Source organism: Novosphingobium sp. BL-S-20 (assembly GCF_055521635.1).
Genome location: NZ_CM145494.1, coordinates 2,218,007 through 2,243,663, shown reverse-complemented (window position 1 = coordinate 2,243,663; position 25,657 = coordinate 2,218,007). Strand labels below are relative to the sequence as shown.

Genomic DNA, 25,657 nt, shown 5'->3' with positions numbered 1-25,657 from the left:
GAACCTTGTCCTAACTATCGCCTTTACGCGAATGACGAAGCCTTTTCCTCCGCCGAGGGACAGGCTAGTGCCGCAGCCATGGACGATATCGAACGCGAACCGACGCAGCTCTACCTGATCTCGCCGCTGGAAGTGGCCGGCGGGTTTCCCGAACGCCTGGCGCGTGCCCTCGACGCGGGGCCGGTCGCGGCGTTCCAGTTCCGGGTCAAGGACCTCGACCAGCACGAAGCCGCGCGCCTTGCCGAGCCTCTGCAGAAGATCTGCGGCGACCGCGACGTGGCTTTCATCGTCAACGATTCGATCAGCCTCGCCAAGCGCCTCGGCGCCGATGGCGTGCATATCGGTCAGGATGACGGCACCGTCGAGGAAGCCCGCAATGCCCTCGGCCGCGATGCGCAGATCGGCGTGACCTGCCATGACAGCCGCCACATGGCGATGGACGCGGGTGAGGCGGGGGCCGACTACGTGGCCTTCGGCGCCTTCTTCCCGACGACCACCAAGCAGGTGAAGCACATGGCGGGCGTGGACCTGCTGACATGGTGGCAGGGAATCTTCGAGATTCCCTGCGTCGCCATCGGCGGGATCACCCCGGAAAACTGCGGAGAGCTGGTCGCGGCGGGCGCGGACTTCCTCGCGGTTTCGGGCGCCGTCTGGAACGGCGACGAAGTGGCGGCGATCAAGGCCTTCCACGAAGCGATGGCGGCCGTTCAGGGCTGACCGCCGGAAGGAGCATCCGGGGGTAGTCCACAGGATTTCCCCCGACCCTCCACACACTTTCCACTCTCCATCCCCTGCTTCTGAACAGCTTATCCCCAAGCTTGCCCCCACGCCGCGCGGGATGCAGAGACGGGGCATGGATCTCGCTCGCTACTTTGCCCGCATCGGCCTTTTCGACGCCCCCGCGCTTTCCCCCGAAGGGTTGGCCAGCCTCCAGCAGGCACACCGCCGCTCCATCGGCTTCGAAAACCTCGCGATCCTGCTCGGCGAGGGCATCCGCATCGACAGCGAGAGCGTGTTCGACAAGCTCGTGACGCGCGGACGCGGGGGCTATTGCTTCGAGCAGAACCGGCTGTTTTCCGATGTCCTTTCCGCCCTGGGGCTGGTCAACCGGCCCTTGCTGGCGCGGGTGCTGCTGGGGCTGGGCGAAGGCGTGGTGCCGCCGCGCATCCATACGCTGCTGCTGGTCAATCTCGGCGGCGAGGCGTGGATTGCCGATGCCGGGTTCGGCGGCTCCTACGTTCCGCCGCTGCCGCTGGAAGACGGCGCGCAAGTCCAGACCGGCGACGGCGCCTGGCACCGCCTCCTGCGCAGCGGCGAGCGTGGTTCGCTGGGCGGCGAATGGCGATTGGAGCGGGCGGGACCCGTCGGCGCCACCGATGGCCGCGCGGCGCCGCATGGCGACTGGCAGCCGCAATACGTCTTCGACCTTGCCGATGTGGCGCAGGACGATCTGGAACTGAGCAACCACTGGACTTCGACCCGCCCGGCCACGCGCTTCACGACAGTCTGCGTTGCTAGTGTGGTCTTGGATGGCGGCTTCGCCTCGCTGAGCGACCGTCAGTTCACGCTCAGCCGGAACGGCGCCAGCGAGGTGCGGCAGGTGGAAAATTCCGCCGAATATGCCCGTCTGCTGGGCGAGCTGTTCGGCATCGCGCTGAGCGAGGCCGAAGCAGCCAGCCTGCCGATCTTCCGCTGAATTACTTCTCCCGCAGCCTCGGCATCAGTTCCACGAAGTTGCAGGGGCGGTTGCGGCTGTCGAGCTGCTCGGCGAGAATGCCGTCCCAGCCATCCTTCACTGCGCCGTTCGAGCCGGGCAGGGCGAAGATATAAGTGCCGCGCGAGACGGCGGCGCAGGCGCGGGATTGGACGGTCGAAGTGCCGATGCTCTTGTAGGAGAGCCAGCGGAACAGTTCGCCGAAGCCCGGAATATCGCGCTCCTTCACCCGGTCGATCGCTTCCGGGGTGACGTCGCGGCCGGTCAGGCCAGTGCCGCCGGTGGAGACGATCGCGTCCACATTGGGATCGTCGATCCAGGCGTTCAGCCGCGCGGCGATCACCTCGGCGTCGTCCTTCTCGATCGCCCGATCGACCAGCGCGTGTCCGGCATCGACGACGCGCTGGGCGAGAATATCGCCCGAGGTGTCGTTTTCGGGGCCTCGGGTGTCCGAGACGGTCAGGACGGCAATCTGGATAGGCTTGAAAGTACGCTCGGTATCAATGGCCACGCAGGATAGCTCCGTTCGCGGACATGCGAACGGCCTGCGAACCGGAGAGTCCGGGGAAGGTCGGCCACATGTCCTGCACGAGCGCCATCCGGCTTTCCGACTGACCGCCTGCCTGCCGCTCGTACATCCAGTAGTTGCGCATCACTATGTTCACATAGCCACGCGTTTCCCAGTACGGCAGCGATTCGATCCACAGCAGCGGATCGCCCTGGCAGTTCACTTCGGTATTCCAGCGGCGCACCGGCAGCGGCCCCGCATTGTAGGCGGCCATGACCTTGGGCAGCAGGCCTTGCGTACCCGGATCGCTGCGCAGCGTTTCCAGATGACGCTGGCCGAAGGCGAGGTTCACTTCGGGCTTGTTGAGATCGGACGCATTGCCGTTGTAGCCGAGCGAATCTGCATGGTCGCGCGCGGCGGCGGGCATGATCTGCATCAGGCCCCGTGCACCCGCCGGGCTGACCACGCCGGTCTGGAAGATCGATTCCTGAAGGGCATGGGCATAGACCAGCGCCGGATCGACTTTCCAACCGCCCACCGGGGTCCATTTCGGCGTCGGGAAGCGGCTTGCAGGTTCGGGCTTGCCGCCGAAGGGCGCATTGTAGGCCATCCAGAGCTGGGTCGAGGGCAGGCCGAGATCGCGGGCGAGGCGCGTGATCGAGGCGTACTGTGCAGGCGTGCCGATACGGGCCTGGTGGCGCAGAACTTCGTCGGCCAGGCTGTCCTTGCCGATCTCCGACAGTTCCACGGCGGTGCGGATGTTCTCATTGCCGCGCAGCAGCTGCCAGTCGTTCTGGGTGAAGTCGGCGGCGGCGTGCTGTTCGGGCAGCTTCATGCCCAGCTGTTCGGCGGCCAGCATGCCGTAGAGCGTTTCGTCCCGCGCGGCGGCGAGACGCAGCGCGGCCGAGGCCTGCTCGGGCTTGCGGCAGCGGATCAGTGCGCGGCTGCGCCAGTAATGCGCGGCGCTGGTCAGTTCGGCGTTTTCCGAGGACTTGGCGGTCTTGTCGAAAGCATCTGCGGCGCCGTCGCAGTCGCCAAGGCGCCAGGCGGCGAGGCCCGCGGTCCACCAGGCTTCGCCGACCCAGGGGCCGGTGCCCATCGCGGCCAGCTGCGCAAGCTGGTAGGCCTGCGCGTCCTGATTTTCAATATAGAAGCTCCAGGCTACCTTCTGGCGCCATTCCGCCTGCGTTGACGGGCTGAGACCGGCGTCGATCCCGTCAAGCAGCACCCGCGCGCCGGTGGGGTCATCGGCCTTGATGCGATCGTTGATGCCATTCGCGATCATCGCCGGCATCGTGCCGTCGTTGATCGAGGAAGGCCGCACGCGCTTCACCATCGTCGGCAGGCGGGCGAACTGCTGTTCGGACGGCAGCGAGGGCACGCTGGCCGCGCCGCGCTTCAGCGCGAGGCGGCTGATCTGGTCGGCGCCGGGCAGGTCCGTGCCCTGTGCGAGCCACGATTCCAGCGCGGGCAGTTCGATCTTGGGCGAGCCCGAGGCGAGGTAATAGGCCGCACGTAGCTGCTGGTGCAGCGGACCGTCCGGACGATCCGCCAGCATGCGCTGCACGGTGGACCAGTCCTTCGAATCGACCGCGTCGAACGCCTGCTTGTAGTAGGCGCGGTCGTCCTGGCTGAGGAGCGAGGGGACCGCCGTGTTGTCGGCGCGCGTGCGGAAATATTCCACGGCGGCGCTGTTGGCGAAAGCCGGGCTTGCGCCTGCGGCGGATAGAACGGCGAGAACGGCAAGGGCGGCGCTTACGCGACCTGCTTCCTTGCGGATTCTCTCCCTGCCGGATCGTTTCAAATTCATTCCCCGCATCGTGCGACCGATTTGCCGGGGACCACGTTCTTTCAGAACGCCGAAGCCTCCGGCAAGGTTAATTTCTGGTGTCAGTTCTAGACTGCATCCACTCCAGCCAGGCGTTCCAGAAGCTCGCCTTCGCGCGCGGTTGTTGCAGCAGCGCGGCGAGTCCCCACCCGGCCAGAAGCGGTATAACCCTTCCTTCATGCTGAAATTGTCTTAAAACGGCAGCGCGTTGCGGCAATTCGTGGCCGACGAGCGACAGGACGTTTCCGCCGAGCACGATGAGTCGCTGCGGTGCCACAAGGTTAACGTGGCGGGCGAGCGCATCGCCGACTCCGCGAGTCTCCGCCGCCCGCCAGTCCGGCAGCGGATCGTGGCGCGGCAGGGCGCTGGCGAGATAGATGTCCTCGCGCCGGGTGCCGAAGGCGGCGAGCATCGCATCCAGCAGCTTGCCCTGCGGGCCGGTCAGCAGGTCTTCGCGGTCCTGAGGCTCGGGAGTCTCGACCACGATCATGAGCTTTGCGCCTGCTTCGCCGCGCGGCGCGATGCGCCCGGCGGGGCCGCCGTCGTCGAGCAGCGATTCGCGCATCCACCAGTCGCGGAAGGCGGGAAGGTCGGCGGGCAGCAGCGCAGGGTCGATGCGCGTCGGCATCGGCGGAGGCGCATTTTCCTCCACCGGCGGGCGGCGACGCGGCGGCAGACGCTCGCCGTTTTCGTCCTGCTCTTCCTCGGGCACAATCCACTGGCGGGGCTCGTCCAGGAAGTCGAAATCGACCCCGGCTTCGCGCCACCAGCCGAGCGCACCTGTGATATCGTCCAGAAATTGCCGATTTGGGGCCTGATCCATCGGCTGGGTCTTGACCTCTCGGCTTCCACCAATCAAGGCAATTCGAGAAAATTAATCGAGCGACTAAATTAGGGGCCTGCTCAGTGGACGCAATGATTGAACGCGAAGAGATGCCGTATGACGTCGTCATCGTGGGGGGAGGCCCTGCGGGACTGGCGACGGCAATCCGGCTGAAGCAGGTCGATCCCGAGCTTTCGGTCTGCGTGCTCGAAAAGGGGTCGGAGATCGGCGCGCACATTCTTTCGGGCGCGACGATCGATCCCAAGGCGCTCGACGAACTGTTGCCTAGTTGGCGCGAGGACGGCTGCCCGCTGGCCGAGACCCCGGTGACCGACAACTGGCACTGGCACCTCACGAAGAAGAAGAAGTTCTCCCTGCCGCATCTGGTGATGCCGCCGTTCATGTCGAACGACGGCAACTACACGGGCTCGCTGGGCAACCTCTGCCGCTGGCTGGCCGAGCAGGCCGAGGCCTTGGAGATCGAGATCTTCCCCGGCTTCCCGGCTGCGGAGATTCTCTATGACGAGGCGGGCGCCGTCATCGGCGTCCAGACCGGCGACATGGGCGTCGACCGCGAGGGCAACCCCAAGGGCGATTTCCAGCCGGGCATGAACCTGCTGGGCAAGTACACCGTGTTCTGCGAAGGCGCGCGCGGCCATCTCACCAAGCGGCTCAAGGCGAAGTACGATCTGGAGGCCGATTGCCAGCCGCAGATCTACGGTATCGGCATCAAGGAGCTCTGGGACATCCCGGCGGACAAGCACGTCCCCGGCCGGGTGATTCACACCCAGGGTTGGCCGATGAGCGAGAGCGACTCCTGGGGCGGCGGCTTCCTCTACCACCAGGCGAACAATCAGGTGGCCTTGGGCTTCGTGACCGCGCTCGATTACAAGAATCCCTACGTCTATCCCTTCGAGGAATTCCAGCGCTGGAAGCAGCATCCGGAGATCCGCGCGATTCTCGAAGGCGGCAAGCGCGTCGCCTATGGCGCGCGCGCGATCAACGAAGGCGGCTGGCAGTCGGTGCCGATGCTGGCCTTCCCCGGCGGCGTGCTGGCGGGCTGCTCGGCGGGCTTCGTCAACGTACCGCGCATCAAGGGCACCCATACCGCGATGAAGAGCGGCATGCTGGCCGCCGAAGCGATCGCCGCCGCGATCAAGGCGGGCCGCGAGCAGGATACGCTCGGCGAATACGATAGCGCCGTGCGCGAAAGCTGGATCGCCAAGGAGCTGAAGCTCGTCCAGAACGCCGAGCCGATGGTCGCCAAGTGGGGCGGCGAGATCGGTACGGTGCTGGCTGGCGCCGACATGTGGCTGCGCTCGCTGTTCGGCTTCGGCCTTGCCAAGCCGATGAAGCATCACACCGATGCCTCGACGCTCCAGCGCGCGGATCTCTACAAGCCGATCGCCTATCCCAAGCCCGACGGCGTCATCAGTTTCGACCGCCTGACCAGCGTGTCCTATTCGTTCACCAACCATGAGGAAGACCAGCCGGTCCATCTGCAGCTCAAGGATCCCACGGTTCCGACCGCGATCAACCTGCCGCTCTATGCCGGACCTGAGGCGCGTTATTGCCCGGCGGGGGTCTACGAATTCGTCGATCCGGACGGTTCGGGCATGAAGCTCCAGATCAACGCCCAGAACTGCGTCCACTGCAAGACCTGCGACATCAAGGACCCGACCCAGAACATCGAATGGGTCACGCCGGAAGGCGGCGGCGGGCCAAACTATCCGAATATGTGATGGATCAGGGGAGGGCGATGCTCTCCCCTTTTTTGCGCCGTCCCGACCCTCGCGCAATTTCCCTCGTCACCCTGAACTCGTTTCAGGGTCCATCGCTCAGCGCGGGCGGTGCTGTAGGTAGCTCGCTGCGGGTGCCGTTGGTGAAACGACGCTTCGGCGCAAACGGCCCGATGGATCCTGAAACAAGTTCAGGATGACGGGGCTTGTGGTGAGATGTGGGAAGCTGCGAAACAAGGCGCACCTTGCCTCTGCGTCCGCGTCGCGCCATGGACGGAGCGATGATTTCCGAAACCGCCTACGCCAAGATCAACCTCGCGCTTCATGTCCGCAGACGGCGAGAGGACGGCTACCATGAGCTGGAAACCCTGTTCGCCTTCGTCGATTCCGGGGACGAACTGACCGCGACTCCCGCCGAGCAGGACCGTCTCACCACCCACGGCGAATTCGCAGGGAAGATCGACGACCCCTTCGGCAATATCGTTGCCAAGGCGCTGACCGCGTTGCCCCATGGCGTGGGCCGAGATGGGGGCTGGTCGGTCGATCTCGAAAAGCGCCTGCCGGTGGCGGCGGGGCTGGGCGGCGGTTCTGCCGATGCCGGGGCGGTGTTCCGCATGGTCGAGCGCGCCCACGGACTCCCCGATGACTGGCACGAACGCGCGGCAAGGCTCGGCGCCGACGTGCCCGCCTGCGTGCTCTCGCGGCCTTGTATCGGCACCGGCACCGGCACCGAGCTTGCCGAAGTCGCGGAGAACGACCTCGAACATTGTCCGGTCCTGCTGGTCAACCCACGCGCGCCGGTGCCCACCGGGCCGGTGTTCAAGGCCTGGGACGGGCAGGATCGCGGCCCCATGCCGGAGGGAAGCCTGCGCGAGATCGCTCTGGCGGGCCGCAACGATCTGGAAGGTCCCGCCATCGCCATCTGCCCGGTGATCGCCGATGTCCTCGCCGCGCTGGGCGAGACCGCGCCTTTCCTCGCCCGCATGTCCGGCTCCGGCGCGACGTGCTTTGCGCTCTACGAAAGTCAGGAAGCCTTAAGCCATGCCGCGGCAAGGATTGCGGCGGAACACCCCGACTGGTGGCAACTCTCCGGGAAACTGCGTTGAAAAACGAACCCTACAGCCTGCTCGGCACGCCTACCGAAGGCGGCATCCTCGTCATCGCCGACCATGCCTCGAACCATGTGCCCGAGGGCATCGACCTCGGCATCCCGGCCGAGCTGATGAACCAGCACATCGCCATCGACATCGGCGTTGCCGCCGTGGCGCAGCGGATGATCGCGCCGGGCACCGCCGCCTGGCTCGCCGGAATCAGCCGTCTGGTCTGCGATCTCAACCGGGATATCGGCATGCCCGGCATGTTTCCCGAAGTCTCGGACGGCTACGATATCCCCGGCAACCGCATCGGCGACGAAGGCCGCGCGGCGCGGGTCGAGGCCTATTTCGATCCCTATCACACGGCGCTCGAAAAGCTGCTGGCCGAAAGCCCGCCCGCGCTGATCGTCTCGCTCCACAGCTTCACGCCGGGGCTGGCGACTTGCGACAAGCCGCGCCCTTGGGAAATCGGCATTCTCTACAACGAGGACGACCGCGCCGCCCGCCTCGCCATCCCGCTGCTGGAGGCGGAAGGGCTGACCGTGGGCGACCAGCAGCCTTACTCCGGCCGCATTCTCAACGCCTCGATGAACCGCCATGCCGAGGCCCATGGCCGCCCCTATCTCAGCATCGAGATCCGGCAGGACCAGATCGCCGATGCGGCAGGGCAGGCGCTCTGGGCTGAGCGCATGACGCGGCTTTGCAGCGCGGTCGTCGCCCGGCTCGGCTGATCCCGCCCCGTCTTGCGGCTCCCCACACGCAGCGATAGTCTCGCGGCGATGGATCAGGGGGCAACATGATCGGCTATCATCTTGTGCGGCTGGCGAAATTCTCCGGCCGGGAGACCCGCGCGCAGTTCTGGCCATGGGCGGCAGTGGTCGCGGGGATCGCGATGATCGGCGGTTTTGCCACCGCGATGCCGATGGTGCTCGCCTCGATGGCGAAGATGCGCCAGTTCGCGCTGGAGCACCCGGAACAGGCGACGATCTCCTCCGGCCCGGGGCATTACGAGATCGAGATCCAGGGCTATCATCCCGAACTGATGCCGGACATCGCGCCGTTCCTCACGGCGATGGAGGGCGTGATGGCCCTGCTGATCGTGCTGATTGCCGCCGCCGTGGTGCGGCGCCTTCACGATACCGGGCGCTCCGGCGCCTGGGGGCTGCTGCCGCTGCCGTTCCTGTTCTTCGGCTTCGCGCGGATGCCGGTGCTCTTCGCCGATCCCGCCTTCGACACGCGCCTGTTCGGGCTGCTGTTCCTCAACAACTTCTGTTACCTCGGCGCGCTCGGCGTGCTGGTGCTGCTGCTCGCCCGCTCCGGAAAGACGGATGCGAACCGCTACGGTCCCGTGCCGCAAAGCTGACCGCGCACGATCATAAAAGCAAAAAGCGCATTTCGAGAAATTTTATGCCTCGCAAAAGCCATGCACATGGCGTAGGGGCGCCCCATATCAATGATCGACACGGCGCGCCCAGAGCACCGTGCCCATGACCAATCCCGGAGTTCGCACAATGCCCGCCTATCGTTCCCGCACTTCCACCCACGGCCGCAACATGGCGGGCGCGCGTGGCCTCTGGCGCGCGACGGGCATGAAGGACGCGGACTTCGGCAAGCCGATCATCGCCGTGGTGAACTCGTTCACGCAGTTCGTGCCCGGCCACGTCCATCTCAAGGACCTCGGCCAGATGGTCGCGCGCGAGATCGAGGCGGCGGGCGGCGTTGCCAAGGAATTCAACACCATCGCGGTCGATGACGGCATCGCCATGGGCCACGACGGCATGCTCTATTCGCTGCCCAGCCGCGACCTGATCGCGGACAGCGTGGAATACATGGTCAACGCCCACTGCGCCGATGCCATGGTCTGCATCTCCAACTGCGATAAGATCACGCCGGGCATGCTGATGGCCGCGCTGCGCATCAACATCCCGGTGGTCTTCGTATCTGGCGGGCCGATGGAAGCGGGCAAGGTGGTGCTGCGCGGCAAGGAGCAGGCGCTCGATCTGGTCGACGCCATGGTCGCCGCCGCCGACGAGAGCTACACCGACGAGGAAGTGAAGGCGATCGAGCGTTCGGCCTGCCCGACTTGCGGGTCGTGCTCGGGCATGTTCACCGCCAACTCGATGAACTGCCTGACCGAAGCGCTGGGCCTCTCGTTGCCGGGCAACGGCTCGACCCTGGCGACGCACTCCGACCGCCAGCGCCTGTTCCTCGAAGCAGGCCGCCTCGCGGTCGATCTCTGCCGTCGCTATTACGAACAGGAAGACGAGAGCGTCCTGCCGCGCGCTATCGCCAGCTTCGGCGCGTTCGAGAACGCCATGAGCCTCGATATCGCCATGGGCGGTTCGACCAACACCGTGCTCCACCTGCTGGCTGCCGCTGTCGAAGCGGGCGTGGACTTCACGATGGAGGATATCGACCGCCTCAGCCGCAAGGTTCCGTGCCTCTCCAAGGTCGCGCCCGCGAAGAACGACGTCCACATGGAAGACGTTCACCGCGCTGGCGGGATCATGGCGATCCTCGGCCAGCTCGACCGTGCGGGCCTGCTGCACACCGATCTGCCGACCGTCCATGCGCGCACGCTGGGCGATGCGCTGAACCACTGGGACATCTCGCGCACCAATGCGCCCTCGGTGCAGGAATTCTTCAAGGCCGCACCGGGCGGCGTGCCGACGCAGACCGCCTTCAGCCAGTCGCGCCGCTGGGAAGAACTCGATCTCGACCGCGAGAACGGTGTCATCCGCAGCAAGGAGCATGCCTTCAGCCAGGACGGTGGCCTCGCGGTGCTCTACGGCAATATCGCGCTGGACGGCTGCATCGTGAAGACGGCGGGCGTGGACGATTCCATCCTGAAGTTCACCGGCACCGCGCGCGTCTACGAATCGCAGGACGCTGCCGTTGCGGGCATTCTCGGCGGGCAGGTCGGCGCGGGTGACGTCGTGGTCATCCGCTACGAAGGACCGCGTGGCGGGCCGGGCATGCAGGAAATGCTCTACCCAACCAGCTACCTGAAGTCGAAGGGGCTCGGCAAAGCCTGCGCGCTGCTGACCGACGGTCGTTTCTCGGGCGGTACCTCCGGCCTCTCGATCGGCCACGCCTCGCCGGAAGCGGCCGAGGGCGGCGCCATCGGGCTTGTCGAGAACGGCGATACGATCGAGATCGATATCCCCGGTCGCACCATCAACCTGATGGTTTCGGACGAAGTGCTGGCCCACCGCCGCGCCCAGCAGGAAGCGCGCGGCGCCGATGCCTGGTCGCCGGTCCATCCGCGTCCGCGCAAGGTTTCGGCGGCGCTTCAGGCCTATGCGGCGATGACCACCAGCGCGGCCAAGGGCGCGGTGCGGGATGTGACGCAGCTCAAGCGGAAGTAAGGTTCAGAAAAGGGTAAGAGCAGGGGTTAATACCCCTGCACCCCATTACTGTCTTCGTTGCGCCCGGCCTATCGGTGGGCGCAACACTTGCTGGCTTGTTGAAGGGCCTGCGGCCGGGTTAGCCGTCGCTGACGGGGGCTAATCGGACGGCTTCGTCGACCATGTTCTGCCAGGCGTCGTGAACGTCGCTGATGTTGACGGACAGGCCGCGATCCTTCTTGAGCAGATGCTCACCGGCAAGGCACATGCCCGGCGTCGGAACGCGCAGGGCCTTTACGACTTCCCGCGCGGTTTCCTTGAATTGCTCGCGATCTTGTGGGGTAAGGGCATTCCAGTCGTCGGTTCCGTGTTCGGCCTTCGCCAGGGCACGGGCGGCGCGTTCTATCAGCGGCATCGTTATGCTCTCCCTCGACAGATTATAGGGCAGCGTAACACCGCACGGTGGCTTGCGTAAGTGTCCCATTTTCGGCCTGAGCCAGACGGACCCTTGCTGCGGGTGGGAAAGTCCTTGTAGCCAAGGTCCATGGCACGCCCGCTCACTGCTATAGCCCTTATTCTCGCACTTGCCGCCTGCTCGTCGAAGCAAGAAGCGCCGAAAGTGGCGGAGGGGGACGAGCATATTCCTTGCGCGGTCTCCGGTTCCGGCGAACTCAAACCTATCTGCGCGGTCGAACGGCACGAAGGACCGGATGGTCTCATGCTGCTGGTCCGCCACCCCGATGGCGGCTTTCGCCGCTTCGCCGTGGTCAGCGACGGGCGCGGGCTTGAGGTTGCCGATGGGGCGCAAGTGGCGGTAACAAGGCTGGAAGGCGGCAAACTCGACGTTTCGGTCGGGGCCGACCGTTACCTGTTCCCGGCCACGAGGAAATCCCATGCCCCACAGGCTGCTGCCGCAAAATGACCAGATCCTGACCGTCGCGCAGATGCGCGCTGCCGAAGAGGCGCTGATTGCAGCGGGCTCATCGGTGGAGGCCTTGATGCGGATCGCCGGGCTGGGCGCAGCGGAATGGGTCTGGCGGGTTTCGGCAGGGCGCTCCGTCACCGTGCTTTGCGGCCCCGGCAACAATGGCGGCGACGGCTATGTGATCGCCGAGGCCATTCGCGAACGCGGCGGGCAGGTGACGGTGGTTGCGTCGCTCGATCCGAAGACGGAGGCCGCCCGCGATGCGCGCGCGCGCTACCACGGCACAGTGCTGGGCGCGGATGCGGACGTGCATGGCGATGTCTTCGTCGATTGCCTCTATGGCAGTGGTCTCACTCGCCCGTTGTCGGCGGCGGATTTCGCGCTTCTGTCGCGGCTGGCAAAGGCGCATCACCACCGCATCGCGCTCGATTTGCCGAGCGGCGTGCAGTCGGACACCGGCATGCTGCTCAATCAGGGGCTGCCCGATTACGATGCGACGCTGGCGCTCGGCGCGTGGAAGTTCGCGCATTTCCTGATGCCCGCGACGGCCATGATGGGCTCGCTGCGGCAGGTTCCGATCGGCGTTGCCTCGATCGAGGGAGCGGCTGTTTCGGTCGCCAAACCCCGGATCGGGGCGCCGGGGGCGGATGCGCACAAGTATCGGCGTGGGCTGCTGGCAGTGGTCGGCGGGGCGATGCCCGGCGCGGCGGTGCTGGCTAGCCTTGCGGCGCAGGGGGCAGGGGCGGGTTATGTGAAGCTTTTTGCCGACAGCAAGCGCAACGTGCCCGCCGATCTTGTGGTTAATCAGGGTGCCTTGACCGATGTGCTGAGCGACGATCGCAACACGGCGGTTCTGGTCGGGCCGGGGCTTGGCCGAGATGCCGCCGCGCGGGAGCGGCTGGCGGTGGCTTTGGCCGATCCGGTGCCGGTGGTGGTCGATGCCGATGCACTGATCCTGCTGGCGCCGCGCGCTTTGGCGGAGCGTTCGGCGGCGACCGTGGCAACCCCGCACGAGGGTGAACTGATGGCGCTGGAACGAGCCTTCGATCTCGACGGCAGCGGCAGCAAACCGGCCCGTGCACTGGCTTTGGCAGAGGCGAGCGGCATGGTCGTGGTCGCCAAGGGACCGGACACGGTGATTGCCGCGCCGGATGGCCGTCTCGCCTGTGCTCCGCGTGCGACCTCGTGGCTTTCGACGGCGGGGACGGGCGACGTGCTGGCAGGCTGCATCGCCAGTCGCCTTGCTGCTGGAGTGGAGGGATTCGCGGCGGCTTGCGAGGGCGTCTGGCTGCATGGAGAGGCCGCGCGGCGTTCTCCGCCCGCCTTTACTGCCGGTCAGCTTGGACAAATGGTCCCGGCTGCGCTAGCGGCCTGCCTGTGACTACTGGAACCGAAGAAAACCCCGAAGAGATTCTGCGCATCGCCGCCAAAGGCGATGGCGTAACCGCATCCGGCCGCTTCGCCTGGGGCGCTGCTCCGGGCGACCTGCTGCATGAAGACGGCACCCTGGAATGGGGACCGAACCATATCCAGCCGGTCTGCACCCATTTCGGCCGCTGCGGCGGCTGCCAGCTGCAGCAGCTGAGCGATGAGATGCTTGCCGATTTCGTCGAGGGCCGCGTTGCCAATGCCTCGGCCTCGCAGGAACTGGGCGCGGAAAAGATCGCGCCGCCGCACCTTTCGCCGCCGGGCGCACGCCGCCGCGTATCGCTGCGCGCGGAAAGCTCGGGCGGGCGCGTGGTGATCGGCTTCCGCGAGGCGAAGTCGCACCGGCTGGTCGAATTGGAAGAATGCCCGGTCATGGCGCCGGAACTGTTCGCGGTGCTGGGTCCGCTGCGCAAGCTGCTCATCATGATGGGCAAGGCGGCGCCGGCGAAGAAAGGCCGCCACGGCAAGCCGAGCAAGCACCAGCAGACCCGCATGGCCGCCGATATCGAGATGACGCTGACCGATCAGGGCGTCGATCTTGGGGTTAAGGGCCTGACCGCGGAAGGGCTTGCCGCAACTGAGGCGATGCTCGATTTCTCGCGCGAACATAAGCTCGCACGTCTGACCATGGACGGCGGCTACGGTTTCGAGACCGTGTGGGAGCCGGTGCCGGTTACGGTAACGCTTGGCGGCGTCAAGGTGCCGCTACCGCCGGGTTCGTTCCTTCAGGCGACCGTCGATGGCGAGCAGGCGCTCGTCGATGCGACGAAGACCTGGCTGCAGGGCGCGGCGACCGTGGCGGACCTGTTCTCCGGTCTCGGTACTTTTGCGCTGGCGCTCGCCGGGCCGCAGACGAGGGTCTTGGCCGCCGAAGCGGCGCGTGACGCGCATCTGTCCTGCAAGGCGGGCGCGGACCGCGCGCAATTGCCGGTCTTCTCCGCCCACCGCGACTTGTTCCGCAATCCGCTCCAGCCCGACGAACTCAGCAAGTTCGAGGCCGTGGTGCTCGATCCGCCGCGTGCCGGTGCGCGCGAGCAGGTGGAGTGCATCGCCGATTCCACCGTGGGCCGGGTGGTCTATATCTCGTGCAACCCGTCCAGCTGGTCGCGCGATGCGGCGCGGCTGATCGAGGCGGGCTTCCGACTGGTGGAACTGCGCCCGGTGGGACAGTTCCGCTGGTCCACCCACGTCGAACTGGCGAGCTATTTCGAGCGCGGCTGAGGAGACCTCAGTCGCTTTCCTGCGCCTTGGACATCATGTCCATGAAATCCCGCGCGGCATTGCGATCGTCCTCGTTGTCGAAGGCAACATCCAGATCGGGCGAGGCGCCGAACATATAGAGCAGGGACCACAGCGCGAAACGCCGGGCTGGGTCCTTCTGCATGCCGAAATCGACGCGCATCCGTTCGATACCGGCCTCAAGCGCGGCAGGGGCGATGGTTGCGAAATCGTCGGTGCCGAAATAGCGGCGAAGCTGGTCGTCCAAATCCATGAACGCGCTCTAGCAGCGTGTAGCCTTGCCGCGAAGGGGGTCAGGAGTCGCTTTCGTTCCGCGACATGTGTGCGGCGATCAACTGGTAAATCACCAGTGCCCAGGTGCTGCCGATGACGCCGACGAAGAAGGTGGACCAGCTCAGTCCCCAGTCGGCGTCCAGCAGGTTGTTCGTCAGCGCGGCGAGCGTGACGAGCACGAGCAGGGTTTCGAGTGCGACAAACGCCCAGCGCGTGGCGGTGATGGAATGTGACTCGCGGTGAACGATCACGACTGTCTCCCGAAAGTATCCTGTCTTCTGGGCGCAAGAATAATGCACCGGGCGTAGGGGCGTCCAGATTTACTTTCAGGGGATTCGTACCGCTATGCGACAGGTCCGGCAGGATCGCCGTCCCGCGTCAGTCCTGTGTTTGCAGCACTTTGGCAAAGGCCTGCGCGTCGGTATTCCCGCCGGACAGGATCACCGCCGTCCGGTCGGTCGGCTCGACTTTGCCCGCCAGCACTGCCGCCAGCGCCGCCGCGCCGCCCGGTTCGACGACGAGTCGCAGTTTTGCGAAAGCGAGGCGCTGGGCCGCGCGCACCTCGGCGGGGGTGACGGCGAGGCCGAAGGGGCAGCGGGCCTTGAGAATCTCGAAGTTGATCGGCCAGGTGCCGGGTGTCTGGAGCGCATCGCAGGGCGTCGGTGGCGCATCGGGGCCGATGCGCTGGATTTCGCCGGTTTCCAGGCTGCGGCAGACATCGTCCCAGCCTTCGGGTTCCACCGGGATGATCCGCGCCTCGGGCAGGGCGAGGGCAAGACCGGCAGTCAGTCCGCCGCCGCCGCATGGGGCAAGGATCAGGTCGGGCGAGGCCAGGCCCTGTTCGGCCATCTGCTCGGCGATTTCGAGACCTGCAGAGCCTTGGCCTTCGATGATCCAGGGATCGCCATAGGCATGGACGAGTGTGGCGCCGCGTGCCTCGCAGAGACGGTTTGCGACTTCCTCGCGGTCCTCGCCGCCGGGACGGTCGTAGAGGACGACTTCGGCGCCGAGGGCGCGGGTATTGGTGAGTTTCACTTCCGGAGCATCGACCGGCATCACGATCGCGGCCTTGATGCCCAACTTGCGGGCGGCCCAGGCGACGCCCTGCGCATGGTTGCCGCTCGACACGCCGACGACGCCGCATGCGCGTTCCGCTTCGGTCAGCGCGGTCATGCGGTGCCAGGCGCCGCGAATCTTGAAGGCGCCGACCGGCTGGAGGCTTTCTGCCTTGCACCAGATCGTGCGGCCGTCCACATCCAGCGGCAGCAGCGGGGTCCTTGGCAGGATTTCCGAGACTTTGCGGGCAGCTAGCGCAACGCCTTGCGCGGTCGGACGGTGGAGGAGGGCCTGAGTCATGGCCCCGGCATAACCCTATCGGGAGAGCTGCACCAACTGGTAATAGCCCATCGGGCCACGCTTCACCGCGATCCGGAGGGATTTCTCTCCGGCGAGCCGCGCCGCGACCATCGGCAGGTCGAGACGGGGACTGACATGGAACTTCGTCAGCCATGCCCTGAGACCCTTGCGCAAGGGTGAGGGGAACCCGGCGAGATCGCCAAAGTCGACAGCATGGAGCACACCGTTCGGCGCCAGCGCAGAGGCGGCCTGCTCCAGCGCGGCCTGCCAGTCCGGTATCATCGAGAGCGTGTAGGACAGCATGACCCGGTCGAAACCCGCGCGGCCGAACAGCGCGTTCGCATCGAAACGGGTGGCATCGCCCAGTGCGAGCCGGGCCTGCGGGCCGAGCCGGGCACCTGCGCTCTTGAGCATCTCGCTGGAGATGTCGAAGCCGTGGCACTGCACTTGCGACCAGGCCCTCGCGATCAGTTCGAGATTGCGCCCGGTGCCGCAGCCCACTTCCAGCACGCTCATGCCCGGCGCTGCGTCCAGTTCGCGGATCAGGCGGTCGCGGCCGAACAGGTAGTACTTGCGGGTGAAGTCGTAGATGTGGCGCTGGCCGCGATAGACCCTGTCCATCAGCGCGGCGTGATCCTGCGAGAGGGCGGTGCCGGTCATGGCAGCCTCAGCGCAGAACGTAGAGGTGGACGCCGCCGTAGATCGACGAGCGATCCGCCCGCGTCGCCGCCAGCGATTCGGCCTCGCGGTAGTCCCAGCGGGCGAGGATATCCTCCGGCACGCGGCCCGGCAGCAGCGTCGGTTCGGCGGCGGTGCGGAACAGCACGCGCGAGCCGGGGCGGGCGGTGCGGGTGATCTCGCGCCAGAGTTCGGTGAGCTGGGCGTCGCTCATCCAGTCCTGCGCGTCGAGCAGGATGTAGCGGTCGAGCGAGGCTTCGGCGCTTTCCTTCAAGACCTGCGTGAAGCTCGCATGGCGCAGAGTGAGACGGTTCAGGCGCTCGCGCACCATCGGCACGTTGGCTTCCTGGAGGTAGGGTGGCAGCGGCGCTTCCGGCTGGCGTCCGTAACCGCGCCCGAAGGCCTGCCAGGCGAAGTAGTTGTCATTGAGCGGGAAATGACAGGCGAGCTTCTCTAGCCTGGCGCGCAGCACGTCGGCCATGCGGTTGCCGCCTGCCAGCGCATCGTACTGGGCGGGCGGGATGCCGAGGCCGAACAGCGAGGCGGGCTGGTCGGTCAGCCAGCGCACCAGCTTGCGCTCGAAGATCGGGGCGAAGCGCTCGTCGAAGACGCGGCGCTGTTCTTCCAGCGTTTCGGCGCCGAGAATCTCGCTGGGGTCGATCTTGTAGAGCTTGGCGAGCACATGGGCGGCGCCGATGAAGTGGCCGAGCAACCCGCGCTTGTAGATGCCGCGGGTAAAGCCCCGGATGCGTTGGCGACCGACGAGATCGCGGCCTTCCCAGTAGCGGCGGGTCGTTTCGTCCAGATAGGGGGCCAGGCGGTCGCGATAGGTGACGAGGTTGCCGGGCTGGTCGGCTTCGGCGATGAAGCGGCGCAAGTCGGCATAGTCGGTGAGGTTGCGGATCGCGGCGATCTTGAGGCGGCCCAGCGCGATATGCGCGGTGTTGAGATCGACGCAGGTGATCGCCGCCGGGTCGGCGGTCAGATAGGAGAGGGCGTTGCAACTGCCGCTGGCGATCGTGACGATGCGGCTTTCGGGACCGATTTGCAGCGCGTCCATGTCAGCCACCGGGTCTTCCCAGATCTGCGCATAGACCAGGCCCTTGAAGGCGAGGGCAAAGGCCTTGTCGAGCAGGCGGGCGCCGGTGCTCGTTTCGGAACGGACGACGGCCTTGCCGATGAGGTCGGACGCAGGCCTCGCGTGAGGGTGCTGGGCAGGAGGCATCGGAAATTCCTTGGCCGCGAGGGAAAGCTGTTCACTCGCCGCATTGCCTCCGCCGGGTGACCGCGCGATGACGGGACGATGGCGGTTTGTGACAGTTTTCGTTGGGTGCGCTCGTCACATCCGTGACGAGCTTGCGGCACCGGCCCACGCCCCCACCCGACCTCCCACAACAGTGTATCCTGGATGGGAGGTCGGGTGGGGGCGTGGGCCGGTGCCGCTCAAAACGGCCGGATGGCCGTTTTGCCCGACCGTCAGGTCGGACGAACGACTCAACGAAACTCGAAGAGTTGAGTTGTCACACAGGGCCTCTATATGCGGCTGTTCGCGACTATCGCGTTAAGGAGACAGATTGGTGAGCAAGGTTCTGGTGATCGGCGCAGGCGGCGTCGGTTCGGTCGCGGTCCACAAGATGGCGATGAATCCCGACATCTTCTCGGACATTCACCTCGCCAGCCGCACGGTTTCCAAGTGCGAGGCGATTGCCGAGTCGGTGAAGGAACGCACCGGCGTCTCGATCAGCACTTATGCGATCGACGCCGACGATGTAGCGGCAACCAGTGAGCTGATCCGCTCGATCGGGCCGAAGCTCGTCGTCAATCTCGCGCTGCCCTACCAGGATCTCGCGATCATGGATGCGTGCCTGGCGACCGGCGTGAACTACATGGATACCGCGAACTACGAGCCCAAGGACGTGGCCAAGTTCGAGTATCACTGGCAGTGGGCCTATCAGGAGCGCTTCAAGGAAGCGGGCCTTACCGCGCTGCTCGGCTCGGGCTTCGACCCCGGCGTCACTTCGGTCTTCGCCATGTGGCTGAAGAAGCACAAGCTCAAGACCATCCGCACGCTCGACATTCTCGACTGCAACGGCGGCGATCACGGCCAGGCCTTCGCGACGAACTTCAACCCGGAAATCAACATCCGTGAAGTGACCGCACCGGCCCGCCACTGGGAGAACGGCGAATTCGTCGAGACCCCGGCCATGGGCGTGAAGCAGAGCTTCGACTTCGAAGCCGTCGGCCCCAAGAACATGTACATGATGTACCACGAGGAACTGGAAAGTCTCGCGAAATTCATCCCCGAAATGGAGCGCGCGCGCTTCTGGATGACCTTCGGTGACGAGTACATCAAGCACCTCACCGTGCTGCAGAACGTGGGCATGACGCGCATCGATCCGGTGATCTACAACGGCGTGGAAATCATTCCGCTCCAGTTCCTCAAGGCCGTGCTGCCCGAGCCCAGCTCGCTGGGTTCGACCACCAAGGGCAAGACCAATATCGGCGACATCGCGACCGGCGAAGCGCTCGACGGTTCGGGCGAGAAGACGTTCTACATCAAGAACATCTGCGACCACGAAGACGCCTTTGCCGAAACCGGCAACCAGGCCGTCAGCTACACCACCGGCGTTCCGGCGATGATCGGCGCGGCCATGCTGCTGACCGGCAAGTGGAGCGGTGCGGGCGTGTTCAACATGGAGCAGTTCGATCCTGATCCCTACATGGACATGCTGAATCAGCATGGCCTGCCCTGGACGGTCGAGGAACTCGACGGACCTCTGGCCTTCTGATGCGGAGCTTGCGGACCGTCCTTGTCGCGGCCATCGGCGCTCTGGCGCTGGTCGGCTGCGCGCCGCAGGACGGTCCGCAACCGCCTACGCCGCCTGCCGGTGGCGATAAGGGGCAGAACCAGAGCTACAGCCGCGACATGAGCGCGGCGGACCGCGCGGCCTGTCAGGCCGAAGGCGGCACCGTGCAGCGCCGCGGCATGCTGGGCATGGAGCAATGCGTCCATGCCTATGCCGATGCGGGTAAGCAGTGCACCGATTCATCGCAGTGCCAGGGCAAGTGCGTGGGCAGTGCCGGAGCGGTCTCGCCCGACAAGGCGGCCAGCGGCACCTGCCAGGCCGACGATAGGCTCTACGGCTGCTATGCCGAGGTCAAGCAGGGCAAGGCCGTCGCCGCGATCTGCGTCGATTGAGCCGGACATGAACTGGACCTTCGTTGCGCCCGTGGCCATGCTCGCGGGTTCCAATCTCTTCATGAACACGGCGTGGTATCTGCATCTCAAGATGCCGGGCAAGGCGCTGTGGGTGGCGATCGCCATGAGCTGGGGCATCGCCTTCTTCGAGTATTGCCTCGCCGTGCCCGCCAACCGGATCGGCAGCCAGGTCTATTCGCTGGGCCAGTTCAAGGTGCTGCAGGAGGCGATGTCGCTTACCGCCTTCGTGCTGGTGGCCTGGGCGCTGTTCGGGCAGAAACCGGGGCTGAACGAGATCGTCGGTTTTGCATTGGTAGGGGCAGGGGCATGGTTCATCTTCAAGGGGCCGTTCGGTTGAGCGCGGCGCGGGCCGTGCTGCTGGGCGCACTGGCTTTCATGACCGCACCGGCCGCGGCGCAGGAGACCGATCCTTACGCGCCCGGTCGCGCGGTGATCGCCGATATCGACCGGATCGTGACCGCGAATGGCGTGGACGAGACCGAGACTGTCACGCTCGGCGGAGCGCGGCAGGTCGTCAACATTCGCGGCGCGGATCGCGGCAATCCGATCCTGCTGTTCATTCACGGTGGCCCCGGCGCGGTGGAAATGCCGATCGCTTGGTCGTTCCAGCGGCCCTGGGAGGATTGGTTCACGGTCGTCCAATGGGATCAGCGCGGCGCAGGGCGTTCCTATCCGCTGAACGATCCCGATGCCTTGGCACCGACGCTTTCGCTCGAACGCTACCGCGACGATGCGATCGAGCTGATCGAGTGGCTGGAAAAGCGCTATGGCAAGCGCAAGATCGTCGTCATGGGGCATAGCTGGGGGTCGGCCGTCGGCATGGCGGTGGCGGCGAAGCGCCCGGACTTGCTCCATGCCTATGTCGGCATCGGCCAGATCATCGATTTCAAGGAAAGCGAGCGGCGCGGCATGGCGTGGACCGCCGCCGAAGGCCGCCGGCGCGGCGACGAAAAGGCCGCGGCTGCGGTCGAGGCGCTGAAGCCCTATCCCGACCGGGATTTCACCATCGAGAAGGCCGATGGCTGGCGGCAATATGCAATCCCCTATGGCTCGCTGGCCTGGGGCCGCGCCGACGGCAATTTCTACTTGCGGGCACCGCGCCTCTCGCCGCTTTACACGTCCGAGGACGTGAAGGATTGGGGCAAGGGTTCCGAATATACGATCACGCGCCTTTGGCCGAAGCTGGCCGATGTCAGCTTCACCGGGCTTACCCGCATGAAAGTGCCGGTGGTCATGCTGATCGGCCGTCATGACCATACGACCGACGCCGCACTGGCGGGCGAATGGATGGATCACTTGAACGCGCCGGTCAGGAAGACCATCTGGCTGGAAAATTCGGCTCATCTCGGAATGATCGAGGAGCCGGGCAAGGTCTTCGCCGCACTTCTGCGCGATGTCCTGCCGCTGACCGAAAAGGACTGAACGAACATGGAAACCCGCGCCGGCGATCCGGGAGCCTTTGCCCACTTCGACCTGTCGCGCGTCGACAGCCCCAGCTTCGTCGTCAATGCCGCGAAGCTGCGCGATAATCTGCGTGTGCTGGCCGACATCGGCGAGCGTTCCGGCGCCAAGGTGCTTTCCGCGCTCAAGGCCTTCTCGATGTGGTCGACCGCGCCGATCGTGGGCGAGTATCTCGACGGCGTCTGCACCTCGGGTCTGTGGGAAGCGCGCCTTGCCAGCGAGTTCTACGACGGCGAGATCGCGACCTATTGCGCCGCCTACAAGGAACAGGACCTCGACGAGATCCTGCGTCTCTCGGACCATGTGATCTTCAATTCGCCGATGCAGATCGAGCGCTTCTGGCCGCAGATCGAGGCGGCCCGCGCGCGCGGCGAGGACTTCGACATCGGGTTGCGCGTCAATCCGATGCATGCCGAGGGCGAAGTGCCCAAGTACGACCCTTGCGCGCCGCATTCGCGCCTCGGCTTCCCGATCGACCAGCTCACCGAAGAGCATGTCGAGATGATCGACGGCATCCACATGCACACCCTGTGCGAGCAGGACTTCGAGCCGCTGCGCCGCACCTGGGACAAGGCCTTCGACTATCTGGAACCGTTCTTCGGCCAGTTCCGCTGGATCAACCTCGGCGGCGGGCACCACATCACCCGCGCCGATTACCAGCGCGACGAACTCGTCGAATTCCTGATCGACCTTCAGGAAGATACCGGCGCCGAAGTCTATATCGAGCCGGGCGAGGCCGTGGCGCTCGATGCGGGCATTCTGGTGGGGTCGGTGCTCGATGTCGCCCAGAACGGCATGCCGGTGGCCATCGTCGATATTTCGGCGACCTGCCATATGCCCGATGTGATCGAGGCCCCCTATCGCCCCGCCATGCTGGGCGAGAAGGCGGAAGGTGAGGGCGAAGCCGTGCGTCTCGGCGGTCCGTCCTGCCTCGCGGGCGATGTGATCGGTGATTATATCCTGCCGGTCGATGCAGAGCCGGGCGCGCGCTTCGCCTTTCTTGACCAAGCCCATTATTCGATGGTCAAGACCACGACCTTCAACGGCGTGCCGCTGCCGTCGATCTGGTTGTGGGACTCCGAAACGGACTCGCTCGAATGCATCCGTCGCTTCGATTATGAGGATTTCCGCGGCCGCTTGAGCTGATAAAAATGGCATGAATCAGGCGCGGGACGGCTCGATCCGTCCCGCGATTGCCCCATTCCGCCCCCGCCGCGTCGAGTCGAGAGAACCGGATCGGCCCCCATCGCATTGTAACCGTGAAACTTCCCTCTTTGCGGCCGTGTTTGTGACGGCGGACCTGGTCGAGTTTATTCGATCAAATGTTTGTAAAGGCGGGGTAAATTAAAACGGAGAGGCGGCATGGGCCTTAGCGCGATCCCCTTATGTGACGTTTCCATGAAACGGGACTTTTTTCACTTGCGATTCAGCTTGGGGGGCCTATATCCCGCCCCTCGCTGCCCCATGGGGACTTCCAAACCGCAAGGCAGCTCTTGTCGTTAACAATTCCGTTTGGGGGTCCCTTGAGTTGCTCGAATTTCTTGACGCACCGGCTGTAGCGCGCGCAATCGCGCCCGACGAACCCGTTATTCTCAACCGCCCGCATGCGGCTGCGCGCGCGGCCCGATTCTTCGCCACGAAGTTTCCGGGCAAGTCGCTCTATGCCGTGAAGGCGAATCCCTCGCCGGATCTCATCAAGATCCTCTGGGCCAACGGCATCACCCATTACGACGTCGCTTCCATCGGTGAAGTGCGCATGGTCCGCGGCGCTCTGCCCGATGCGACGCTGTGCTTCATGCATCCGGTGAAGACCGCCAGCGCGATCCGCGAAGCCTATTTCGAACACGGCGTCCGCACCTTCAGCCTCGACACCATCGAGGAAGTCGAGAAGATTCTCGACGCGACCACCGATGAAGACGGCAACCGCGCCGCCGACCTGCGCCTTTGCGTGCGTCTGCGCGTCTCTTCCGAATATTCGGAACTGAGCCTTGCCTCGAAGTTCGGCGTCGATCTCGCCGATGCGGGCGAGCTGCTTCAGGCGACCCGTCAGGTCGCCGACTGGCTGGGCGTGTGCTTCCATGTCGGTTCGCAGGCGATGACGCCCTTCGCCTATGTCCAGGCGCTGGAGCGCGCCCGCGCGGCGATTGCCGATGCCGGTGTCGTCATCGACATGATCGACGTCGGCGGCGGTTTCCCCTCGGTCTATCCGGGCATGGAACCCCCGCCGCTCGAAGACTACTTCCAGGTGATCCACCGTCACTTCGAAGCCATGCCGATCGCCTATAACGCCGAACTGTGGTGCGAGCCGGGCCGTGCGCTTTCGGCCGAGTACAGCTCGATGATCGTCAAGGTCGAGAAGCGTCGCGGTGACGAGCTTTACATCAACGAGGGTGCCTATGGCGCGCTCTACGATGCCGCGCACGTCGCCTGGCGTTTCCCGGTGAAGTGCATCTCGCGCGAAACCGCCGTCGGCGGCGAGCGTTCGGATGAGCTTCAGGAATTCTCGTTCTACGGCCCGACCTGCGACGATGCCGACTTCATGGAAGGCCCGTTCATGCTACCCGCCGACATCAAGGCGGGCGACTGGATCGAAGTGGGCATGCTCGGCGCCTACGGAGCGGCGATGCGCACGGCGTTCAACGGCTTCGGCACCGGCGAGGTGCTGAACGTCTCGGACGAGCCGATGGCCAGCCTCTACACCGGCGAGCGCAAGGACCCGCGCGTGTCGGACAACGTGGTCTCGCTGCGCTGACCTGAGCGGAACGGTTACGAAAAAACCCCGCCGGAACTTCGGTTCCGGCGGTTTTTTTTATCCGGTCTGGCGCGTCAGGCCTGGACGAACAGGTCCTTGTAGACGCGCGGCTGGCAGCGGAGGAACTGCGGTGCGGCCTTGACCGTCGCGCCCAGTGCGGCGGCGGCGTGCCAGGGCCAGCGGGGATCGTAGAGCACGGTGCGGGCCAGGCCGATCATGTCCGCCTCGCCGGTGGCGACGATGGCCTCGGCCTGCTCCGGTTCGGTAATGAGGCCCACGGCGATCACCGGCATCGACACCGCTTCCTTCACCTTGCGGGCAAGCGGAACCTGGTAGCTCGGGCCGACCGGAATCTTCTGCCCGGCGTCGAGACCGCCGCTGGAGACGTGATAGGCTGCGCAGCCGCGGGCTTCGAGCGCCTTGGCGAAGGCGATGGTCTGTTCGATATCCCAGCCGCCCTCGACCCAGTCCGTACCGGATACGCGCATCGTCACCGGCTTGTCCGCCGGGAAGGCGGCGCGCACGGCGTCGTAGACTTCGAGCGGGAAGCGCATGCGGTTTTCGAGGCTGCCGCCATATTCGTCCTCGCGCGTGTTGGAGAGCGGCGAGAGGAACTGGTGGAGCAGATAGCCGTGGGCGCCGTGGATCTGGATCGCATCAATGCCGAGCCGTGCGGCGCGGCGGGCGGCATCGGCGAAGGCCTCGCGGATACGGTCCAGACCGGCCTTGTCGAGCGCCTGGGGCGCGTTTTCATGGGCAAGGAAGGGAAGGTCGGAGGCGGATAGCGTCTGCCAGCCGTTCACGGCATCGGGAGCGATCTGGCCGCCGCCGTCCCAGGGCTTGGCGGTGCTCGCCTTGCGGCCTGCATGGCCGAGCTGGATGGCGATCGGCATGTCCGACCAGCGGCGCACCGATTCCAGCACTTTGCCCATGGCTTCCTCGGTCGCATCGTCCCAGAGGCCGACGTCGGCGTAGGAAATGCGACCCTCGGGGCTGACGGCAGTGGCCTCGATCGTGAGGATGCCCGCGCCGGACTGGGCCAGATTGCCGAGGTGCATGGCGTGCCAGTCGGTCATGCGCCCGTCCTCTGCGGAATACTGGCACATCGGGGCGATGACGATGCGATTGGCGAGAGTGAGGTTGCCGAGGGTGATCGGCTCGAACAGCTTGGCCATGGAAGTCCTTCTGGTCACGTCGTCGCGGGAGAGGGGCGCCGTAAAGCGGCGCGCGAAAGGGCGACGGGGTGAACTTGGGGTCGGCCGGGCAAATGAA

26 protein-coding genes are annotated in these 25,657 nt (G+C 65.6%); 16 read left to right on the top strand and 10 right to left on the bottom strand.

Annotated elements, in window-relative coordinates; all coding sequences use genetic code 11:
• Positions 1 to 78: 78 nt before the first annotated feature.
• Both thiE and ACZ1II_RS18110 read left to right on the top strand, forming a co-directional pair.
• Positions 79 to 717 (top strand): thiamine phosphate synthase, encoded by a 639-nt coding sequence (gene thiE / locus ACZ1II_RS18115; protein WP_465144996.1) that lies wholly within the window; start codon positions 79 to 81, stop codon positions 715 to 717.
• Between the two features lie 136 nt (positions 718 to 853).
• A complete protein-coding gene (locus ACZ1II_RS18110; protein WP_465144995.1) occupies positions 854 to 1,696 on the top strand; it encodes an arylamine N-acetyltransferase family protein in 843 nt (280 codons plus the stop codon).
• Position 1,697: 1 nt separating this feature from the next.
• Here the strand turns inward: ACZ1II_RS18110 and moaB are convergent, their stop codons facing one another.
• The 3 genes from moaB to ACZ1II_RS18095 all read right to left on the bottom strand — a co-directional run bounded on the left by moaB (position 1,698) and on the right by ACZ1II_RS18095 (position 4,873).
• On the bottom strand, positions 1,698 to 2,225 hold the full coding sequence (gene moaB / locus ACZ1II_RS18105) for a molybdenum cofactor biosynthesis protein B (protein WP_465144994.1): 528 nt from the start codon (positions 2,223 to 2,225) through the stop codon (positions 1,698 to 1,700).
• The gene (locus tag ACZ1II_RS18100; RefSeq protein WP_465144993.1) at positions 2,215 to 4,032 is read right to left on the bottom strand and encodes a lytic transglycosylase domain-containing protein; all 1,818 of its coding nucleotides are present in this window, start codon (positions 4,030 to 4,032) and stop codon (positions 2,215 to 2,217) included. The genes moaB and ACZ1II_RS18100 overlap by 11 nt, the downstream gene beginning before the upstream one ends.
• Before the next feature lie 67 nt (positions 4,033 to 4,099).
• Complete coding sequence (locus tag ACZ1II_RS18095) at positions 4,100 to 4,873, bottom strand: uracil-DNA glycosylase family protein (protein ID WP_465144992.1); 774 nt, start codon at positions 4,871 to 4,873, stop codon at positions 4,100 to 4,102.
• Between the two features lie 92 nt (positions 4,874 to 4,965).
• On the opposite strand from ACZ1II_RS18095, the gene ACZ1II_RS18090 reads away from it, so the two are divergent.
• The 5 genes from ACZ1II_RS18090 to ilvD all read left to right on the top strand — a co-directional run bounded on the left by ACZ1II_RS18090 (position 4,966) and on the right by ilvD (position 11,074).
• Complete coding sequence (locus ACZ1II_RS18090; protein ID WP_465147331.1) at positions 4,966 to 6,615, top strand: electron transfer flavoprotein-ubiquinone oxidoreductase; 1,650 nt, start codon at positions 4,966 to 4,968, stop codon at positions 6,613 to 6,615.
• A gap of 278 nt (positions 6,616 to 6,893) precedes the next feature.
• Positions 6,894 to 7,718, top strand: a complete 825-nt coding sequence (locus ACZ1II_RS18085; protein WP_465144991.1) for a 4-(cytidine 5'-diphospho)-2-C-methyl-D-erythritol kinase — start codon at positions 6,894 to 6,896, stop codon at positions 7,716 to 7,718.
• Positions 7,715 to 8,437 (top strand): N-formylglutamate amidohydrolase, encoded by a 723-nt coding sequence (locus ACZ1II_RS18080; RefSeq protein WP_465144990.1) that lies wholly within the window; start codon positions 7,715 to 7,717, stop codon positions 8,435 to 8,437. Before ACZ1II_RS18085 ends, ACZ1II_RS18080 begins: the two co-directional genes overlap by 4 nt.
• A 65-nt stretch (positions 8,438 to 8,502) precedes the next feature.
• Positions 8,503 to 9,069 carry a DUF805 domain-containing protein gene (locus tag ACZ1II_RS18075; RefSeq protein ID WP_465144989.1) on the top strand — a complete coding sequence of 189 codons (567 nt, stop codon included), beginning with the start codon at positions 8,503 to 8,505 and terminating at the stop codon, positions 9,067 to 9,069.
• Positions 9,070 to 9,217: 148 nt separating this feature from the next.
• Positions 9,218 to 11,074, top strand: coding sequence for a dihydroxy-acid dehydratase (gene ilvD / locus ACZ1II_RS18070; RefSeq protein ID WP_465144988.1), 1,857 nt, complete (start codon positions 9,218 to 9,220; stop codon positions 11,072 to 11,074).
• 118 nt (positions 11,075 to 11,192) lie between these two features.
• Here ilvD and ACZ1II_RS18065 read toward each other — a convergent pair whose 3' ends face one another.
• Positions 11,193 to 11,468, bottom strand: coding sequence for a hypothetical protein (locus tag ACZ1II_RS18065; protein WP_147215545.1), 276 nt, complete (start codon positions 11,466 to 11,468; stop codon positions 11,193 to 11,195).
• Positions 11,469 to 11,597: 129 nt separating this feature from the next.
• On the opposite strand from ACZ1II_RS18065, the gene ACZ1II_RS18060 reads away from it, so the two are divergent.
• The 3 genes from ACZ1II_RS18060 to ACZ1II_RS18050 are packed head-to-tail and all read left to right on the top strand — an operon-like array spanning position 11,598 to position 14,627.
• Positions 11,598 to 11,975: a hypothetical protein gene (locus ACZ1II_RS18060; protein WP_465144987.1), complete on the top strand. Its 378-nt coding sequence runs from the start codon at positions 11,598 to 11,600 to the stop codon at positions 11,973 to 11,975.
• Positions 11,947 to 13,359 (top strand): NAD(P)H-hydrate epimerase, encoded by a 1,413-nt coding sequence (locus ACZ1II_RS18055; RefSeq protein ID WP_465144986.1) that lies wholly within the window; start codon positions 11,947 to 11,949, stop codon positions 13,357 to 13,359. Before ACZ1II_RS18060 ends, ACZ1II_RS18055 begins: the two co-directional genes overlap by 29 nt.
• On the top strand, positions 13,356 to 14,627 hold the full coding sequence (locus tag ACZ1II_RS18050; protein WP_465144985.1) for a class I SAM-dependent RNA methyltransferase: 1,272 nt from the start codon (positions 13,356 to 13,358) through the stop codon (positions 14,625 to 14,627). The genes ACZ1II_RS18055 and ACZ1II_RS18050 overlap by 4 nt, the downstream gene beginning before the upstream one ends.
• A gap of 7 nt (positions 14,628 to 14,634) precedes the next feature.
• Here the strand turns inward: ACZ1II_RS18050 and ACZ1II_RS18045 are convergent, their stop codons facing one another.
• The 5 genes from ACZ1II_RS18045 to ACZ1II_RS18025 form a co-directional block, all read right to left on the bottom strand.
• Complete coding sequence (locus tag ACZ1II_RS18045; RefSeq protein ID WP_465144984.1) at positions 14,635 to 14,898, bottom strand: hypothetical protein; 264 nt, start codon at positions 14,896 to 14,898, stop codon at positions 14,635 to 14,637.
• Positions 14,899 to 14,938: 40 nt separating this feature from the next.
• Positions 14,939 to 15,169: a hypothetical protein gene (locus ACZ1II_RS18040; RefSeq protein WP_465144983.1), complete on the bottom strand. Its 231-nt coding sequence runs from the start codon at positions 15,167 to 15,169 to the stop codon at positions 14,939 to 14,941.
• A gap of 127 nt (positions 15,170 to 15,296) precedes the next feature.
• Complete coding sequence (locus ACZ1II_RS18035) at positions 15,297 to 16,274, bottom strand: threonine ammonia-lyase (protein WP_465144982.1); 978 nt, start codon at positions 16,272 to 16,274, stop codon at positions 15,297 to 15,299.
• Between the two features lie 15 nt (positions 16,275 to 16,289).
• Positions 16,290 to 16,934 (bottom strand): class I SAM-dependent methyltransferase, encoded by a 645-nt coding sequence (locus ACZ1II_RS18030; protein WP_465144981.1) that lies wholly within the window; start codon positions 16,932 to 16,934, stop codon positions 16,290 to 16,292.
• A gap of 7 nt (positions 16,935 to 16,941) precedes the next feature.
• Entirely contained in the window at positions 16,942 to 18,177 is a 1,236-nt protein-coding gene (locus tag ACZ1II_RS18025) for a BtaA family protein (protein ID WP_465144980.1), read from the bottom strand.
• A gap of 352 nt (positions 18,178 to 18,529) precedes the next feature.
• Between ACZ1II_RS18025 and ACZ1II_RS18020 the strand changes: the two genes are divergently transcribed.
• The 6 genes from ACZ1II_RS18020 to ACZ1II_RS17995 all read left to right on the top strand — a co-directional run bounded on the left by ACZ1II_RS18020 (position 18,530) and on the right by ACZ1II_RS17995 (position 24,385).
• Positions 18,530 to 19,741 carry a saccharopine dehydrogenase family protein gene (locus tag ACZ1II_RS18020; RefSeq protein ID WP_465144979.1) on the top strand — a complete coding sequence of 404 codons (1,212 nt, stop codon included), beginning with the start codon at positions 18,530 to 18,532 and terminating at the stop codon, positions 19,739 to 19,741.
• A complete protein-coding gene (locus tag ACZ1II_RS18015) occupies positions 19,741 to 20,151 on the top strand; it encodes a hypothetical protein (RefSeq protein WP_465144978.1) in 411 nt (136 codons plus the stop codon). The genes ACZ1II_RS18020 and ACZ1II_RS18015 overlap by 1 nt, the downstream gene beginning before the upstream one ends.
• A gap of 7 nt (positions 20,152 to 20,158) precedes the next feature.
• Positions 20,159 to 20,509, top strand: a complete 351-nt coding sequence (locus tag ACZ1II_RS18010; RefSeq protein ID WP_465144977.1) for a DMT family protein — start codon at positions 20,159 to 20,161, stop codon at positions 20,507 to 20,509.
• The gene (locus ACZ1II_RS18005) at positions 20,479 to 21,594 is read left to right on the top strand and encodes an alpha/beta fold hydrolase (RefSeq protein WP_465144976.1); all 1,116 of its coding nucleotides are present in this window, start codon (positions 20,479 to 20,481) and stop codon (positions 21,592 to 21,594) included. The genes ACZ1II_RS18010 and ACZ1II_RS18005 overlap by 31 nt, the downstream gene beginning before the upstream one ends.
• A 6-nt stretch (positions 21,595 to 21,600) precedes the next feature.
• Positions 21,601 to 22,779: a carboxynorspermidine decarboxylase gene (locus ACZ1II_RS18000; protein ID WP_465144975.1), complete on the top strand. Its 1,179-nt coding sequence runs from the start codon at positions 21,601 to 21,603 to the stop codon at positions 22,777 to 22,779.
• A 382-nt stretch (positions 22,780 to 23,161) separates the two neighbouring features.
• Entirely contained in the window at positions 23,162 to 24,385 is a 1,224-nt protein-coding gene (locus ACZ1II_RS17995) for a type III PLP-dependent enzyme (RefSeq protein WP_465144974.1), read from the top strand.
• A gap of 74 nt (positions 24,386 to 24,459) precedes the next feature.
• Here ACZ1II_RS17995 and ACZ1II_RS17990 read toward each other — a convergent pair whose 3' ends face one another.
• Entirely contained in the window at positions 24,460 to 25,560 is a 1,101-nt protein-coding gene (locus ACZ1II_RS17990) for an NADH:flavin oxidoreductase/NADH oxidase (protein WP_465144973.1), read from the bottom strand.
• Positions 25,561 to 25,657: the final 97 nt, after the last annotated feature.